Annotated in this window: 14 protein-coding genes; 6 read left to right on the plus strand and 8 right to left on the minus strand. The window is 42.6% G+C overall.

The features are described from left to right. Positions 1-17 precede the first annotated feature (17 nt). A complete protein-coding gene (yeiB, locus tag AAC155_RS11055; protein ID WP_113042181.1) occupies positions 18-1,166 on the plus strand; it encodes a DUF418 domain-containing protein YeiB in 1,149 nt (382 codons plus the stop codon). Here the strand turns inward: yeiB and sanA are convergent. The 5 genes from sanA to AAC155_RS11080 form a co-directional block, all read right to left on the minus strand. Then, positions 1,138-1,878, minus strand: coding sequence for an outer membrane permeability protein SanA (sanA, locus tag AAC155_RS11060; RefSeq protein WP_113042182.1), 741 nt, complete (start codon positions 1,876-1,878; stop codon positions 1,138-1,140). The genes yeiB and sanA overlap by 29 nt on opposite strands. A 141-nt stretch (positions 1,879-2,019) precedes the next feature. After that, positions 2,020-3,717 carry an NAD-dependent malic enzyme gene (locus AAC155_RS11065; protein ID WP_113042183.1) on the minus strand — a complete coding sequence of 566 codons (1,698 nt, stop codon included), beginning with the start codon at positions 3,715-3,717 and terminating at the stop codon, positions 2,020-2,022. A gap of 212 nt (positions 3,718-3,929) precedes the next feature. Then, the gene (gene cdd / locus AAC155_RS11070) at positions 3,930-4,814 is read right to left on the minus strand and encodes a cytidine deaminase (protein ID WP_113042184.1); all 885 of its coding nucleotides are present in this window, start codon (positions 4,812-4,814) and stop codon (positions 3,930-3,932) included. A 141-nt stretch (positions 4,815-4,955) separates the two neighbouring features. Further along, positions 4,956-5,651 (minus strand): CidB/LrgB family autolysis modulator, encoded by a 696-nt coding sequence (locus AAC155_RS11075; protein WP_112894842.1) that lies wholly within the window; start codon positions 5,649-5,651, stop codon positions 4,956-4,958. A 2-nt stretch (positions 5,652-5,653) separates the two neighbouring features. Continuing rightward, positions 5,654-6,100, minus strand: coding sequence for a CidA/LrgA family protein (locus AAC155_RS11080; RefSeq protein ID WP_113042185.1), 447 nt, complete (start codon positions 6,098-6,100; stop codon positions 5,654-5,656). 310 nt (positions 6,101-6,410) lie between these two features. Between AAC155_RS11080 and AAC155_RS11085 the strand changes: the two genes are divergently transcribed. Continuing rightward, positions 6,411-6,920 (plus strand): DUF2778 domain-containing protein, encoded by a 510-nt coding sequence (locus tag AAC155_RS11085; RefSeq protein WP_240002835.1) that lies wholly within the window; start codon positions 6,411-6,413, stop codon positions 6,918-6,920. Between the two features lie 273 nt (positions 6,921-7,193). On the opposite strand, the gene AAC155_RS11090 is transcribed toward AAC155_RS11085, so the two are convergent. The 3 genes from AAC155_RS11090 to metG form a co-directional block, all read right to left on the minus strand. Beyond that, complete coding sequence (locus tag AAC155_RS11090) at positions 7,194-7,676, minus strand: Hcp family type VI secretion system effector (protein ID WP_058589258.1); 483 nt, start codon at positions 7,674-7,676, stop codon at positions 7,194-7,196. A 208-nt stretch (positions 7,677-7,884) separates the two neighbouring features. Then, on the minus strand, positions 7,885-8,019 hold the full coding sequence (locus AAC155_RS24470) for a type I-F CRISPR-associated endoribonuclease Cas6/Csy4 (protein WP_157852127.1): 135 nt from the start codon (positions 8,017-8,019) through the stop codon (positions 7,885-7,887). Positions 8,020-8,242: 223 nt separating this feature from the next. Beyond that, complete coding sequence (gene metG, locus AAC155_RS11095) at positions 8,243-10,270, minus strand: methionine--tRNA ligase (RefSeq protein ID WP_113042187.1); 2,028 nt, start codon at positions 10,268-10,270, stop codon at positions 8,243-8,245. Between the two features lie 261 nt (positions 10,271-10,531). Here metG and apbC point away from each other — a divergent pair, with 261 nt between their 5' ends. The 4 genes from apbC (at position 10,532) to asmA (ending at position 15,198) form a co-directional block, all read left to right on the plus strand. Beyond that, entirely contained in the window at positions 10,532-11,644 is a 1,113-nt protein-coding gene (gene apbC / locus AAC155_RS11100; protein ID WP_113042188.1) for an iron-sulfur cluster carrier protein ApbC, read from the plus strand. 256 nt (positions 11,645-11,900) lie between these two features. Beyond that, positions 11,901-12,542, plus strand: coding sequence for a uridine kinase (gene udk / locus AAC155_RS11105; protein WP_113042189.1), 642 nt, complete (start codon positions 11,901-11,903; stop codon positions 12,540-12,542). 183 nt (positions 12,543-12,725) lie between these two features. Beyond that, the gene (gene dcd, locus AAC155_RS11110; RefSeq protein WP_113042190.1) at positions 12,726-13,307 is read left to right on the plus strand and encodes a dCTP deaminase; all 582 of its coding nucleotides are present in this window, start codon (positions 12,726-12,728) and stop codon (positions 13,305-13,307) included. A gap of 58 nt (positions 13,308-13,365) precedes the next feature. Next, positions 13,366-15,198, plus strand: coding sequence for an outer membrane assembly protein AsmA (asmA, locus tag AAC155_RS11115; protein ID WP_113042191.1), 1,833 nt, complete (start codon positions 13,366-13,368; stop codon positions 15,196-15,198). Positions 15,199-15,224: the final 26 nt, after the last annotated feature.

The following is a 15,224-nucleotide window of genomic DNA, read 5'->3' on the forward strand; positions in this document are numbered from 1 at the left end:
TACACTGGGATATAAGAATGGCTTGCCAGAGAATTAATTCACTGGATAGCATTCGTGGCTTGGCAATACTGGGGATATTGCTACTCAATATCTCCGGTTTTGCTTTGCCATCCGCTGCTTATTTGAATCCGACATATAATGGTTCAGCTTCTTTAACTGATTTGATTGTCTGGTCTGTACTTAGCGTCTTTGTTCAGGGAAAGTTCCTGTGTATTTTGGCCTTCTTATTTGGTGCGGCATTGGAGCTACTATTACCAAGGGGCAAAATCTGGAATTATCCACGATTAACCATACTTGCTCTAATTGGAATGGGACATGGCATCCTACTCTGGGATGGCGATATTTTGCTCTCTTATAGTTTGGCAGGTTTTTTCAGCTTTCAATTGATTAGCCAAAATAGCGCCAGTAACCGGTTATTTATGAAAGGCGCTATTTTTTATCTGATCGGATTAGTGCTATTGTTTATTCTCGGCTTTTTTTCCAGCGGCGAATCTAATAATGTTTCTTGGCAATCGACGGAATTCCAAATGTTATACGAAACATATTGGAAAACGTCTGGTGGATGGCTGGCAGCAAAAGAGCGTTTCAATCAGATCATGTTGATGATGGTCATGCTGTTTGTTCAGTATGGCTGGCAGCTTATCGGTATTATGTCATGTGGTGCTGGATTAATGCGTAATGGTTGGCTAAAAGGGGAATTTTCAGTAAGCCATTATCGAAATGTGGCTCTGGTGCTGATACCGCTCAGTATTGCTGTTCAGATATTCTCTGTGGTGTTCCAATATACCCATAATTGGGATTACTTTTGGTCTGGTATTGTCGGTTATATCCTTGCTGAGTTGGTAACGCCATTTCAGGCACTGGGGTATATGGCTTTAATATATGGTTTCTGGCCGGTCATTTCATGCTGGCGAATTAATTACTGGCTCAATCAGGTTGGGCGAATGGCGATGAGTAATTACTTGCTACAAACCTTAATCTGCACCCTGCTGTTTTATAACCTTGGGTTTTTTGGTCAATTTAGCCGTTTGGAATTGCTTGCATTTATTCTTCCCATTTGGGCAGTGAATATTCTTTTTTCATGCTGGTGGTTACGTTGTCACCCGCAAGGTCCAGTAGAACAGCGGTGGCGTGATATCACGGCGGTGTTGGCCCGGTCGGCTTAAACTGGGTTTTATCCATTGACCGTAATTCTTCAGGGGTTACGGCGGGGTAATCAGTCATACCTTTTGGTACCTTATACGGAGCAGGAATAGGGATCAACGGGCCCAAGAAACGAGGTTCACGTTTCAGAATATAAAGATCAGTCAGGGCACCAAGGCGGGCAATGATTTCGCGTAATCGAACGGTAATCATATTTTTGGGTGTGGAAACCGCATAACACTGAGCATCAATTCCCATATGCATAGCGATAAACAGGGCTCGTTCGCAATGAAATCGTTGGGTGATAATTGTGAAATCATTAGTGTTAAAAACTTTCCGGGTTCTGACTATTGAGTCAAGGGTTCTGAAACCAGCAAAATCCAGTACGATATTTGCAGTAGGAATACCCGCTTTTAGCAAATCTCTGCGCATAGTGACGGGTTCGTTATAACTTTGCTGAGCATTGTCACCACTCAGTAACAAATATTTGATTTTGTCGCTGTTATAAGCATTAATGGCTCCCTGAATACGGTACATATAGTACTGATTTGGCGCACCAGAGAGGTAATATTTAGCAGTACCAAGTACTATACCCACTTCACGTTCAGGAAGTTGTTTGAGATCATCAAAGACATAGGGGGCTGTTTTCCAACTAATCCAGCGGTCAAGTGCAATAGCTGTCAGTATCAGCATCCCTATGACGAATAACAGACTAGTTATCAGGCGCTTCCACATGCTTTTGCCTTATACACATTAATGACTGAATTTGTTAAAGGCTACTTTACCTGAAATTTCGAAGCAAGTTTTCTCTGTAAGAAAAAAGCTTGATAGTAAAAGAGAACTAACAAGCTTTTTACGTATTTTTAATGATAAAAATCAGAATGAAGTACGTTTGTACACGCGGTATTCAGGTTTCCAGAAGTTGCGTTCAATCGCTTCATCCAGTGCTCCATCTGAGGTCACAGTGGCAACGCCCTGTATTTGTGCTTCTTTGGCGACTTGTTTAGCAATTTTGCGTGACACTTCCTGAATATCATTGATAAGTGGCAGTAACGGACCTTGACCCTCTTGGGCTAAGGGTGAGCAATCCGCCAATGTTCGGCTTGCTGCCATCAACATACCGTCAGTAACCAGTTTGGCCCCCGATGCAATGACACCCAAGCCAATGCCGGGGAAGATATAGGCATTGTTACATTGCGCTATTGGATACTCCTGATCTTTATATTTTACCGGATTAAATGGACTACCTGTTGCAACCAGGGCGGCACCATCCGTCCAGTTGATGATATCTTCGGGACGGGCTTCAACACGGGAAGTTGGATTCGATAATGGCATGACGATTGGACGTTCACAATGTTTATGCATCTCACGGATGATCTCTTCTGTAAACAAACCTGCCTGACCTGAAACACCAATCAATACTGTCGGTTTAGCATTACGGACAACATCGAGCAGCGAGATTGAATCGCTGTTTACATCCCATTTAGCTAATGAGTCGCTTTTCTGCACCAGCTTGTTCTGGAAATCCAATAGATTTGGCAGTTTGTCTGTTAATAAACCGAAACGGTCAACCATGAAAATACGGGCACGAGCCTGTTCTTCACTTAAACCTTCTGATTTCATCTGGGCGACGATCTGTTCTGCAATGCCGCAACCAGCGGAACCTGCGCCGAGGAAGGTGACCGTTTGATCTTTCAATTGACGGCCCGCCGCGCGACTGGCGGCAATTAAGCTACCTAACGTAACGGCGGCAGTTCCCTGAATATCATCATTAAAGCAACAAATCTCGTGGCGATAGCGATTAAGAAGAGGCATAGCATTTTTTTGTGCGAAATCTTCAAATTGCAGCAGCACATTTGGCCAGCGTCGTTTAACAGCCTGAATAAATTTGTCTACGAATTCATCATATTCTTCACCGGTGATACGCGGGTGACGCCAGCCCATATATAACGGGTCATTTAGGCGTTGTGGGTTGTTGGTGCCTACATCCAGGACGACTGGCAGTGTATAAGCCGGGCTGATGCCACCGCAGGAGGTATACAAGGAGAGCTTACCGATAGGAATACCCATTCCGCCAATGCCTTGGTCACCCAAACCGAGGATACGTTCACCATCGGTAACAACGATGACTTTTACATTTTGTTTGGTCGCATTTTGCAGCATGTCATCAATATGTGCTTTGTTTGGATATGAGATGAACAGGCCACGGGCACGGCGGTAAATATCGGAAAAGTGCTCACAAGCTTCACCGACGGTTGGGGTATAGATGATCGGCATCATTTCGTTCAAATGCGCATCCAGCAGGCGGTAGAACAGGGTTTCGTTAGTGTCCTGAATATTTCGCAGGTAAATGTGCTTATCTGCATCATTTTTGAAATCAAGATACTGCCGATAGGCACGTTCAGCTTGTTCTTCGATGGTTTCGACCGCTTCCGGTAATAAACCGTAAAGATTAAAGTTGCTGCGTTCTTCCTTAGTAAAAGCGCTGCCTTTATTCAGCAGGGGGAATTCCAACAGAATTGGGCCAGCATAGGGAATGTATAGTGGACGTTTACTTTCGTGTTCCAGTTCCATGAATCTTACTCTTTGAACTAAATGGATAAAAGGTCGCTACAGATCCTAAGAGATAGGAAAAATATGTACAGTAAATGTTACTTAATTAGAGGTATTATGAGTAAAAATGAGAGATAACATCCAGAGTTAGATAATAAAATGTTACGGTAATTATTTTTTACAGCGGAAAACCCTCTATCTGCATAGAGGGAAAAATGAATTTTCCACTGAACTTAGAAAGTGTAGTAATCAAATTTGCTGCAACCGAGCGCAGCAAGTATAGATTGAGTCGCACTCCGTTGGGATAAATCACTGTGTTTTCCCTCAACTAACACCGCTCTTTCGATAGCCAGGCAATCACCACCAGAAATGTTCATCAGAATCAGCGCTGCTTGTAATGGGGGCAAGCTTGGGTTAAATGCGGCATTTTCTGCATAACGCCCAGGATAAATTCTTCCATCTTTTCCCAGAAGTGCGGTACCGCTGTAGGAATTACTGTATGGGGCATAGCTCTGGTTTGCTGCATCTAATGCCGTTAGTACTAATTTATCCGTCGTTTCTAGTTTATAGCCATGATTGACCGGGTCCATCAACAAAGTTGTGATGCCCAGATCATTTGGACCAAAAGAATCTGGCAGATAGTGATCTAATGTTGAAGGTGCCTGTTTTGGCAGATGAATCTCTAATTGGGTGCCACTATTAAGTTCATTCATAAATTGGCGGCAATGGCCGCACGGAGAGTAATTCACAGTAACAGATGCCAGTCTTTTCTCGCCTAATAACCAAGCGTGGGTAATCGCACATTGTTCAGCATGAATCGTTTGCTGTAGTGGTACGCCCGCAAATTCCATATTAGCGCCAAAATAGAGGTTTCCGCTTTCACCGCGGGCAATCGCACCAACATTAAAATGTGATATTGGTGTCAGGGAACATGCCGTTGCGAGGGGCAACAGGGCGACAGCCAAGGTGTTATCGTCAAAACCGCAGGCTTTCTTAATAGATTTAGCCTGTTCAGCAGTGAGCATGGCAGGAAAGTCATCGTTTCCTGCGTAAGGTAAAAGTGCATCCTGTAGTTTAGATGGCAGCTGTACCCATATAGGGTGAAAACGAGCTTGCATAGCGTGATCTCCGAATTAACTTGAGATCATTCTAAGTTGTCTGATGAGATTTGTAATGTGATAAATATCATATAGATGATGAGAATTATGTAATTGAAGTTGATAATCGAGCGATTATTATCAAATTTCCTAACAGATATACTAGCTAAATAGGTATAGCAGCACCGGGAATACAAAAGGGGCTGTTAGTGAAGTAATGATACCGCAGGTCATCAATGCCAATGAGCTGTATGCGCCTTCAACGAAATTGACCTCTGCACAGCGGGCGGTACCCAAAGCATGTGATGCCGTTCCCATTGCTAAGCCGCGGGATGCTTTGGTTTTTACCTGTAAAAGATCAAACAGGTTATGACCAAATATTGCGCCGAGAATGCCGACAAAAATGACACAAGCAGCACTGATTGCAGGAATACCGCCAATGGCGTCTGCTACTGCCATTGCTATTGGTGTTGTGACAGATTTAGGCAATATCGAAGCGGCCATTTCAGGCGTGGCGCCCATCCACAAGGCAATAGCAGTGCCTGTCACCATAGCGACAATACTACCGATAAAACAGATGCTAATAATGGACTTCCATTGGGCTCGGATCTGGTGTATCTGCTCATATAGAGGAAATGCCAACGCAACTACGGCGGGCTGGAGTAGATCATTTAGAATTTGGCTGCCGGCAAAATAGTGTTCATAAGGCGTGTGGGTTATTAATAATATTGGAATAAGGACGGCGATAGAAACCAATAAGGGGTTCAGAATGGGAATTTTGCATCGTAGTGAAAGTTTTCTTGCGGTGTAAAATACAATCAATGTTAATGGTAGTGACCACCAAATATGACTTAACATTTTTATTTCTCTTGTTTCTCTTGTTTCTCTTGTTTCTGTTGTTTACTCTTAATTTCTGATGTGGAGCCTATAATTGGACGTTCATGATGAACATAGTGGGAACTGTAAGCAACGATAATCATAACAATTGCAGTACTGATCAGGCATGAAAAAACAATCGGAATTATCTGTTGGCTGAGTTGATCGTAATAATTCATTACGCCTACGCCAATAGGCAGAAACAGCAAGGTCATATTTTTTAGTAACAGGCTACAGCCTGGTTTTGCCCAATGAGCAGGAATTAGCTGGAAAGCTAATAAAACGAACAAGATCAACATACCGATAATACTGCCGGGAATAATGATGGGTAGTAGGGAAGAAATGGCATTACCTGTCAGCAAACATAAATAAATCAGAACAAATGCTCTCAGGTACTGCCAACCAACAATCAGTACTTCACGAAACGACATAACAAAATTCCTAATTCTGGTGAGGTACTTATCATACAAGTGACCTTGGGAATGTGCCATCTTTTCCTTCGAAAGGATGACGGAAATTTCGGCGGTTCTGGATTACAGCCCCGATAAAATGATTAGCAAGATTGGTAATGTGTGGTTTGATTTAATATGAGGTTTTCTAGAAAAAAGTGAACTTTATGATAGCGTTGAAGTCCAACCATACGAAAACATACGCTATGGAAAAAATAGTAATTTAATCAATTGCGGGTTGGAATACAACTCGCAGATATATTATATGGGAATAACCATGCAAATTTGTAGGATGAATTATAACGACCTGTCCGATAATGGACGAAAGGCTAAATTTCATTGTTATGGCGTTGGTATATTTGACGTTTTCTCTGGTCAAGATCCATACGTCAACAAGTCTGAATGTTCTTACATTGAGAAATCAGCAATTCCTCCAGGTCAGTATTGGATTGTTGATCGTCCGGTTGGTAGCATAGCGAACCAAGTCAGAGGCACAGCTCTTGATATGATTCATGGTACTAATCATTCTCAATGGTTTGGGTTATATAGTTTTCAGACAATGAATGATTATATATTCGTGAACGGTGTTCGACGCGGAGCATTTCGTCTTCATCCATTGCGTCCGAATGGTAGCGGCGAGTCTTGGGGATGTATCACCTTTTATCGTGTTTCTGACTTTAATATCGTACGAAACGCTCTGCTCCGTACCCATAAGTTTAAAGTACCGGGCAGCTCATTGATGGCATACGATAGAGTTGATGTTACGGGGAATACAAATTTTGGTGCGTGTAAAGTTTCTTAGCTTTTTTGGTTATTTACTATGCCTGTTGATCGCACTGCTAGCGTTCCGGCTCATTACTCCGTTAAACTTGGCTGTTTATCAGGTGTATCGTGTGGTAGAACGTTTCCTGAATAGGATAAATTTGGGTTGGTTAGGAGGAAATTACGAGGATAGCTGGATTGAATTGTTTATAGACATCTTTGCACTCTTAATGATAGCTCTAATTATACACAAAATCGCCAGTCGGATCTTTAATAGACTTCGGTAAAATGCCGGATATTCCGGCGTTATTTCTTAGCGCTCTTTCCACGAATCAGAGTAAATGATGTTACCGTCAAGGTATTTCCACGTAATTTTCTCGTATCTGATTTCAACGGATTCTAGATGATTAAGATGTTGATAAGATGGATCTTTTATATTATGCATTACTGGAGAAATTGAAACAATTTTCACTCCGCTCATAAGGATATGGAAATACTCCTCTTCCTGACCTGCATTGTCTATTCTGTACCATTTGATATTGGCAGATTGTAACGTCTGTCCAGTGGCAACAGCTTTATAAAGGTATGGAGATGCCCGATCAAATTCTTTTTCGAAACTCATTGAACCATGTACTCTGGTACCCGTTAGTTTTCCTGTACTACTATCAGTGGGAATATATAGACTATGGTTAAAACTCAGGATTTCAATGCTACCCTCGCGATTTTGTACATCGACAGATCCCTTAATGTCTGCACCACCATCATCTTGCAACCATATATATGCCGGTATGGCCATACTAACCTCCTAATAATTTTCCTACACATTGATTTACTTCAATTCTATTCTAAATTCGATGATAATTTAACTGAATTATCTCACTATAACTAGTGATAATTTTATTAACTACTTTGAACTTACTTTTTATTGAAGAAAATCTAAAGTGGATACTGGAGATGGAAATTTTCCATGTCACATATACATATAATTAACCAATAAAAGAGGATCAAAACCAAGGTACGGTAGTTGATTTGTTCAACACAAAACAGCTAAAAAATCCAGGTGCAGATCTATCTTCTATCGGCCCTTGTTCGACAATTAACGAAAAAGTTTGCCCAGAAAACCGATTCTTAAGACACAAGCTGGATACCAGTCGCCCCAGTAATAGTCCCTACTGATAAGCAGCAAGTATTTTGAAATGAAGACTCTAATTTACTGGCAACTTTCACGCCTTGCTCGCTGGCATGTTGAAAGTGATGCTCTGGATAAATCCAAGATACAAGGATGTCAAAGCTCACATTAAAATAAAGCGGGGACCATTACTGATCCCCGTGGGTAAAAATATTAATGAAATAAATTAACTATTATTTCACTTGCATACCGGGTTGGGCGCCGCTGTCAGGGCTGAGTAAAAAGATATCTTTTCCGCCAGGTCCGGCGGCCATAACCATCCCTTCCGAAATACCAAAGCGCATTTTGCGTGGTGCCAGATTAGCAACCATAATGGTTAAACGGCCTTCCAGTGCTTTTGGATCAGGATAACTGGAGCGAATACCCGAAAATACCTGGCGAGTTTCGCCACCAAGATCCAGCATCAGTTTCAGCAACTTATCTGAGCCTTCGACAAAATCAGCCTGTTTAATAAGGGCGACGCGCATATCAACTTTGGTAAAATCATCAAAGGTAATGGTGTCCTGAATTGGATCTTCTACCAGTGGACCGCTGACTTTTTGTGGTGTGTTGATGCTCTCTTTAGATGCCACAACCATAGCGTCCACTTTATCCATATCAATGCGATTGAATAGGGCCTTAAAGGTAGAAACTTGATGATCCAGCAGCGGCTGTTCAATACCACGCCAGGTGAGTTCTGTATTTAAGAAAGCTTCTGCTCGTTCTGCCAGACTTGGTAAAACGGGTTTCAGGAAAGTCATCAAAACGCGGAACAGGTTGATGCCCATTGAACAGATAGCTTGAAGATCGGCATCACGGCCTGCTTCTTTTGCCACCACCCACGGCGCTTGCTCATCCACATAACGGTTTGCCAAATCAGCCAGTGCCATGATTTCACGGATTGCTTTGCTGAATTCGCGGTTATTAAACTCTTCTGCAATCACCTTTGCTCCATCAATAAACTGTTGGTAAAGCGCCGGATCAGCCAGTTTATCCGCCAGCTTGCCGTTAAAGCGTTTATTAATGAAGCCTGCATTACGGGAGGCCAGGTTAACAACTTTATTAACGATATCGCTGTTAACACGCTGAACAAAATCTTCCAGATTTAGATCGATATCATCAATGCGAGCAGAGAGTTTGGCTGCATAGTAATAACGCAAACAGTCTGCATCTAGATGATCCAAATACGTGCTGGCTTTAATAAAAGTACCACGGGATTTGGACATCTTCGCACCGTTGACGGTGACATAGCCGTGAACAAACACGTTGGTTGGCTTACGGTAACCGCTGCCTTCCAGCATGGCAGGCCAGAACAGGCTGTGGAAATAAACAATGTCTTTACCGATAAAATGATACAGATCGGCGGTGGAATCTTTTGCCCAGAACTCATCAAAACTCAGATTTCCGCGTTTATCACACAGGTTTTGGAAAGAACCCATATAGCCGATAGGTGCATCCAGCCAGACATAGAAATATTTTCCCGGTGCATCAGGAATTTCAAAACCGAAATAGGGGGCGTCACGGGTGATATCCCACTGTTGTAAACCGGATTCAAACCATTCCTGCATTTTGTTAGCAACTTGTTCCTGTAATGCGCCGGAGCGGGTCCAGGCTTGTAACATGTTACTGAATGCGGGCAGATCGAAGAAGAAGTGTTCTGTTTCACGCATTTCTGGCGTCGCGCCGGAGACAGCAGAGCGAGGGTTGAGTAGCTCAGTTGGGCTGTAGGTTGATCCGCAAACTTCACAGTTATCGCCATACTGATCTTCTGCCTTACATTTCGGGCAGCTACCTTTCACAAAGCGATCCGGCAGAAACATATTTTTCTCAGGATCATATAACTGAGAAATAGTACGATTTTTAATATGACCGTTTTTTTTCAGTTCGAGATAGATTTTGGTTGATAACGTTTGGTTCTCTTCGCTATGCGTAGAGTGATAGTTATCATAGCTCACTGAAAAGCCAGTAAAATCCTGATGATGCTCTTGGTTCACCGTTGTGATCATCTCTTCAGGAGCAATACCCATTTGCTGAGCTTTCAGCATGATTGGTGTTCCATGAGCGTCATCGGCACAGATAAAGTGAACCTCTTTGCCGCGCATTCGCTGAAAACGGACCCAAATATCTGCTTGGATATGTTCCAGCATGTGACCGAGATGGATTGGACCGTTAGCATATGGCAACGCGCACGTTACCAATAATTTTTTTGCGACTTGAGACATAGTAAGGATCTGACTTCCAATAAGTGAAAAAGGAAGTTTGATGTTAACCGATCAAAAAAATTGTCGCTAGGGTAAGGTTTAATATTAGTGAGTTTTATCCAATACGTTTTAGAACCTGAATATTTTAGAGGCTGTCAATGGATAAAAATTGAATCAGTGAGCGGGCAGCGGGTTTTTGTCGCTAATTTTATCCGAACGCATTGGGTTCTGTTATGATGGAGAGATGGTTTTTAGCTAATGATAATCATTAAAGGAGCCGGGATGAACTCACAATCCCCCGAGCAGACCAATCCTGACCTGCTGAAATCTCAGGTAACAAAAATACTTGCTACTTTTACACACCTGACACTGGAACGTGATTTGACAACATTGAAGGCCCTACATCATTGCACGATGCTTGATGGTGTCTTGCACATTGAATTACTGATGCCGTTTGTCTGGCAAAGCGGTTTTAAGGCGTTAAAAGCGGCGACAACGGAAAAATTACAGGCGGTAACGGGTGCAAAATCAGTGGCGTGGAAATTGATCCATGATATCAGCACATTACGTCGCGCTAATGATTTGCCGGGAATTAATGGTGTCCGCAATATTTTGGCTGTCAGCTCGGGTAAAGGTGGGGTGGGTAAATCCAGCACTGCCGTAAACCTGGCGCTGGCATTGGCTCAGGAGGGGGCAAAAGTCGGTATTCTGGATGCAGATATCTACGGTCCTTCTGTTCCGAGTATGTTGGGAACCACCAAAGAGCGCCCAACTTCCCCGGACGGGCAGCATATGGCGCCGATTATGACTCATGGCCTTGCCACTAACTCGATTGGTTATTTAGTAACAGATGACAATGCAATGGTATGGCGCGGCCCAATGGCTAGTAAAGCATTGATGCAGATGTTACAGGATACATTATGGCCGGATCTTGATTATCTGGTTATCGATATGCCACCAGGAACCGGTGATATTCAGCTCACTTTGTCACAAAACATCCCAGTAACGGGGGCGCTAGTGGTAACAACGCCTCAGGATATTGCCTTAATTGACGCAATGAAAGGTATCGTCATGTTCCAGAAAGTGAAGGTGCCTGTATTGGGTATTATTGAAAATATGAGTACGCATATTTGTGGTAACTGTGGTCATCTGGAACCTATTTTTGGTACGGGTGGGGCAGAAAAATTGGTGGCTAAATATCACTGTAAATTATTGGGACAAATCCCGCTGCATATTTCACTGCGTGAAGATCTTGATCGTGGTCAGCCAACCGTTATCAGTAATCCTGATAGTGAATTTACCGATATTTATCGCGAAATTGCCGCGAATATTTCAGCACAGATGTATTGGCAAGGTGAGAAGATACCAACAGAAATTTCGTTCCGTGCTGTTTAATGCAAGTATTTGATTGATGATAACGGGTGGTGGATGTTTTCATTGCCCGCTTTTTGTATGGGGAGATTTTGTGTGGGGAGAAATATGCTTGTTCGATTTCCTTCGTTACATGATTTTTATGCGAAACGCTTCGAAAAAAGTGAGACTTCTCTTGTTTACACTGGAACAGATACCATTAACTCCCTATAATCTCGCCAAACAAAGCCCTCATAAGTGCTTTGTTCCCATTTTTTTCTAGAATCAGGTTATCTCTATTATGGCTGACGAAGCATATCAGTGCACAATTGTAGGAATTTCTGGTGCATCTGCCTCAGGTAAAAGTCTCATTGCTAATACACTTTATCGTGAATTACGCGCTCAAGTTGGTGATCACAATATCGGTATTATACCAGAGGATTGCTATTATAAAGATCAGAGCGATCTATCAATGGAAGAGCGTTATAAGACTAATTATGACCATCCAAGCTCAATGGATCACAATCTGCTCTTTTCTCACCTACAAGCGCTGAAAATGGGTGAATCAATTGAATTACCACAATACGATTATGTTGTTCATACTCGTAAACCAGAAGCGATTCATTTTGCACCGAAAAGGGTTATTATTCTGGAAGGTATTCTATTATTGACCGATAAGCGCTTGCGCCAGGAGATGGACTTCTCTATTTTTGTTGATACGCCACTGGATATTTGCCTTATGCGTCGTATTAAGCGGGATGTGCATGAACGGGGGCGTTCTCTGGATTCGGTTATTGAGCAATATCATAAAACTGTGCGTCCAATGTTCCTGCAATTTATTGAACCATCAAAGCAATATGCAGATATTATTGTGCCGCGCGGGGGTAAAAACCGAGTAGCAATTGATATATTGAAAGCCAAAATTGGTCAGTTCTGCGAATAATGTACCCTATGGATTTCAAGATACATCGCGACGGCAAGGGAGCGAATCCCCGGGAGCATAGGTAACGATGTGACTGGGGCGAGTGAGTGCAGCCAACAAAGAGGCAACTTGAAAGATAACGGGTATAAAACTTTGCTTGTCAGTCATTGAATTGATAAGCAGCATCGTATTGGAGAGGAAATAATGCGACTCTGTGACCGCGACATTATTAAATGGCTTGATGAAGGTAAATTGGTCATTACTCCACGTCCGCCGATTGAACGCATTAACGGGGCAACTGCGGATGTGCGCCTTGGGAATCAGTTTCGTGTTTTCTGTGGTCATACTGCGGCATATATTGATTTGAGTGGTCCGAAAGATGAGGTCAGTGCTGCGCTTGATCGTGTGATGAGTGATGAAATAATTCTGTCTGACGATGAGGTTTTTTTCCTCCATCCTGGCGAGTTGGCATTGGCCGTTACGCTGGAATCTGTCACATTGCCGGATGATTTGGTGGGCTGGCTTGATGGCCGTTCTTCTCTTGCTCGTCTTGGGTTGATGGTACACGTGACAGCACACCGGATTGATCCGGGCTGGCATGGTCAAATTGTTCTTGAATTCTATAACTCTGGTAAATTGCCTCTGGCGTTACGTCCGGGTATGGTCATCGGTGCTTTGAGTTTTGAGCCATTGTCTGGTTCCGCTGACCGTCCATATAACCGTCGTCAAGATGCGAAATATAAAAACCAACAGGGTGCGGTGGGTAGCCGTATTGATGAAGATTAACATTTTTATCGGCTATTGAATTGCATTGACTGTTTTGACAAAAAAAGCTGAGGAAGTCATGAAGAGATTGCTGACGACACTGATTATTTTGCTGGTTGTGATTATTACCGGTCTGGCAGCATTAGTCATGTTAGTAAACCCAAATGACTTTCGGGCTTATATGGTCAAGCAGGTGCAAAAGAAGAGTGGCTACCAACTCGTCCTGCAAGATGGTATGCGCTGGCATGTCTGGCCGAAATTGAGCATCATTACCGGGAGTATGTCATTAACGGCCCCAGGAGCGGTTCAACCAATAGTGACGGCAGAAAATATGCGTCTTGATGTGGAGTTGTGGCCGCTTCTTTCTCATCAGCTTGCAGTTAAAGAGGTGATGTTGAAAGGGGCGATATTGAGAGTAACCCCGGAGAGCCAGTCGCAGAAAAAAGAGAATAGCCCTATTGCACCAACAGGGAGTACAGCCAACTCTGTTGCGAAGGGTGAGGGTTGGAAGCTTGATATCGCCAGAATTAAGATCGCGGATAGTTTGCTTATTTGGCAGCGAGATGATCATGAGCAGTTAAATGTCCGCGATATTAATCTGCTAATGGAGCGAGATAACCAAAACCATATCAACGTAGAGTTAAGTAGCAAAGTCAGTAAGAATCAGCAAGACTTGGCTTTTAATCTTAATGCAGATGTCGATATTACTGATTATCCATATCGTGTTGCGGGTAATATTGACTCCTTTGATTACCAACTCCAGGGCGCAGGTATACCTACGGGAGGAATTAGTGGTTCAGGAAAAGTACATGCTGTTTATCAAAAAGAGACGACAGATGGACCGCAAACAATTTCTTTACAGACGCTAAGTTTCACCGCTAATGAGAGTGAACTGCATGGCAGTATAAAAGCAATATTGGGGGCTCATGCGGATTATCGGATCGATTTATCTTCCCAAAAACTGAATTTAGATAATCTGATAGGATGGGACTTGCTTCCTAAAGAGGGTTCAGAAGTTAAACGTTATTATCGGATAGAGAATAGTTCAGCTAAACCGGTAATCGCCGTTTCAAGCTCTGCCCCGCCTGATTATAGCGCTGCATTTCTAAATGACTTTAACGCCAATCTGACTATTAATGCGGACAAATTTGTTTATCGAGGAATGGAGATCGATAATCTGATATTGAAAGCGACAAATAATAGTGGTACTGCTGAAATTTCTACTCTGAATGGCAAATTATTTGGTGGTGATTTCTCTATTCCGGTTATTTTAGATGCAACGGGTAATCAACTTAAGTTACACGCAAAACCTTTACTGCGGAATATAGAACTGGAACCCGTACTCAAAGCCTTTTCCTTACCACCGGCATTTAGTGGTAAATTCGATCTGAATGGGGATCTTTCTGGTAAAGGATATGATGGTTATGCGATTTCGCATATTTGGCAGGGTGATCTTAATTTCAGTTTAGTTAATGCCAAAATGTATGGATTAAATATCCCCCAATTAATCCAGCAATCCGTTGCTCGTGCAACGGATAAAGTGAATATCCCTGATAATATGGATAATTTCACCCGCGCTAAAAAGCTTGATGTTAAAGCGGTACTGAATCGAGGTGATATAAAAATCAGTCGACTGCATGCGGTATCCGATTTGCTGAATATTGATGGGCAGGGTAAGACTAATCTGCTTAAACAACATGTTGATGTCGCTTTAAAAGTACAGATAACACAAGGATGGGGCAAGGATAATGAATTGGTTAGTCGTCTGCGAAAAATGAAAGTACCACTTCGGGTTTACGGTAATTGGAGTAATCTGCAATACAATTTGGATATTGAGCAATTGCTGCATAATGAGTTGGAGAACAAGGTAAAACAGGCTATTAACGATTGGGTTGAACGTAGCAGTAATTAAGCGAGGGTTATATACCCGTCATCTTT

Source organism: Photorhabdus sp. HUG-39 (assembly GCF_963878365.1).
Classification (GTDB): domain Bacteria; phylum Pseudomonadota; class Gammaproteobacteria; order Enterobacterales; family Enterobacteriaceae; genus Photorhabdus; species Photorhabdus kayaii.

What these genes read in the sequence shown, in the direction of transcription:
- apbC (WP_113042188.1), top strand. Translation starts at nt 10,532, where the DNA reads ATGAACTCACAATCCCCCGAGCAGACCAATCCTGACCTGCTGAAATCT.
- AAC155_RS11085 (WP_240002835.1), top strand. Translation starts at nt 6,411, where the DNA reads ATGAATTATAACGACCTGTCCGATAATGGACGAAAGGCTAAATTTCAT.
- AAC155_RS11075 (WP_112894842.1), bottom strand. Translation starts at nt 5,651, where the DNA reads ATGTTAAGTCATATTTGGTGGTCACTACCATTAACATTGATTGTATTT.
- AAC155_RS11090 (WP_058589258.1), bottom strand. Translation starts at nt 7,676, where the DNA reads ATGGCCATACCGGCATATATATGGTTGCAAGATGATGGTGGTGCAGAC.
- yeiB (WP_113042181.1), top strand. Translation starts at nt 18, where the DNA reads ATGGCTTGCCAGAGAATTAATTCACTGGATAGCATTCGTGGCTTGGCA.
- AAC155_RS11065 (WP_113042183.1), bottom strand. Translation starts at nt 3,717, where the DNA reads ATGGAACTGGAACACGAAAGTAAACGTCCACTATACATTCCCTATGCT.
- udk (WP_113042189.1), top strand. Translation starts at nt 11,901, where the DNA reads ATGGCTGACGAAGCATATCAGTGCACAATTGTAGGAATTTCTGGTGCA.
- sanA (WP_113042182.1), bottom strand. Translation starts at nt 1,878, where the DNA reads ATGTGGAAGCGCCTGATAACTAGTCTGTTATTCGTCATAGGGATGCTG.
- cdd (WP_113042184.1), bottom strand. Translation starts at nt 4,814, where the DNA reads ATGCAAGCTCGTTTTCACCCTATATGGGTACAGCTGCCATCTAAACTA.
- AAC155_RS11080 (WP_113042185.1), bottom strand. Translation starts at nt 6,100, where the DNA reads ATGTCGTTTCGTGAAGTACTGATTGTTGGTTGGCAGTACCTGAGAGCA.
- asmA (WP_113042191.1), top strand. Translation starts at nt 13,366, where the DNA reads ATGAAGAGATTGCTGACGACACTGATTATTTTGCTGGTTGTGATTATT.
- metG (WP_113042187.1), bottom strand. Translation starts at nt 10,270, where the DNA reads ATGTCTCAAGTCGCAAAAAAATTATTGGTAACGTGCGCGTTGCCATAT.
- dcd (WP_113042190.1), top strand. Translation starts at nt 12,726, where the DNA reads ATGCGACTCTGTGACCGCGACATTATTAAATGGCTTGATGAAGGTAAA.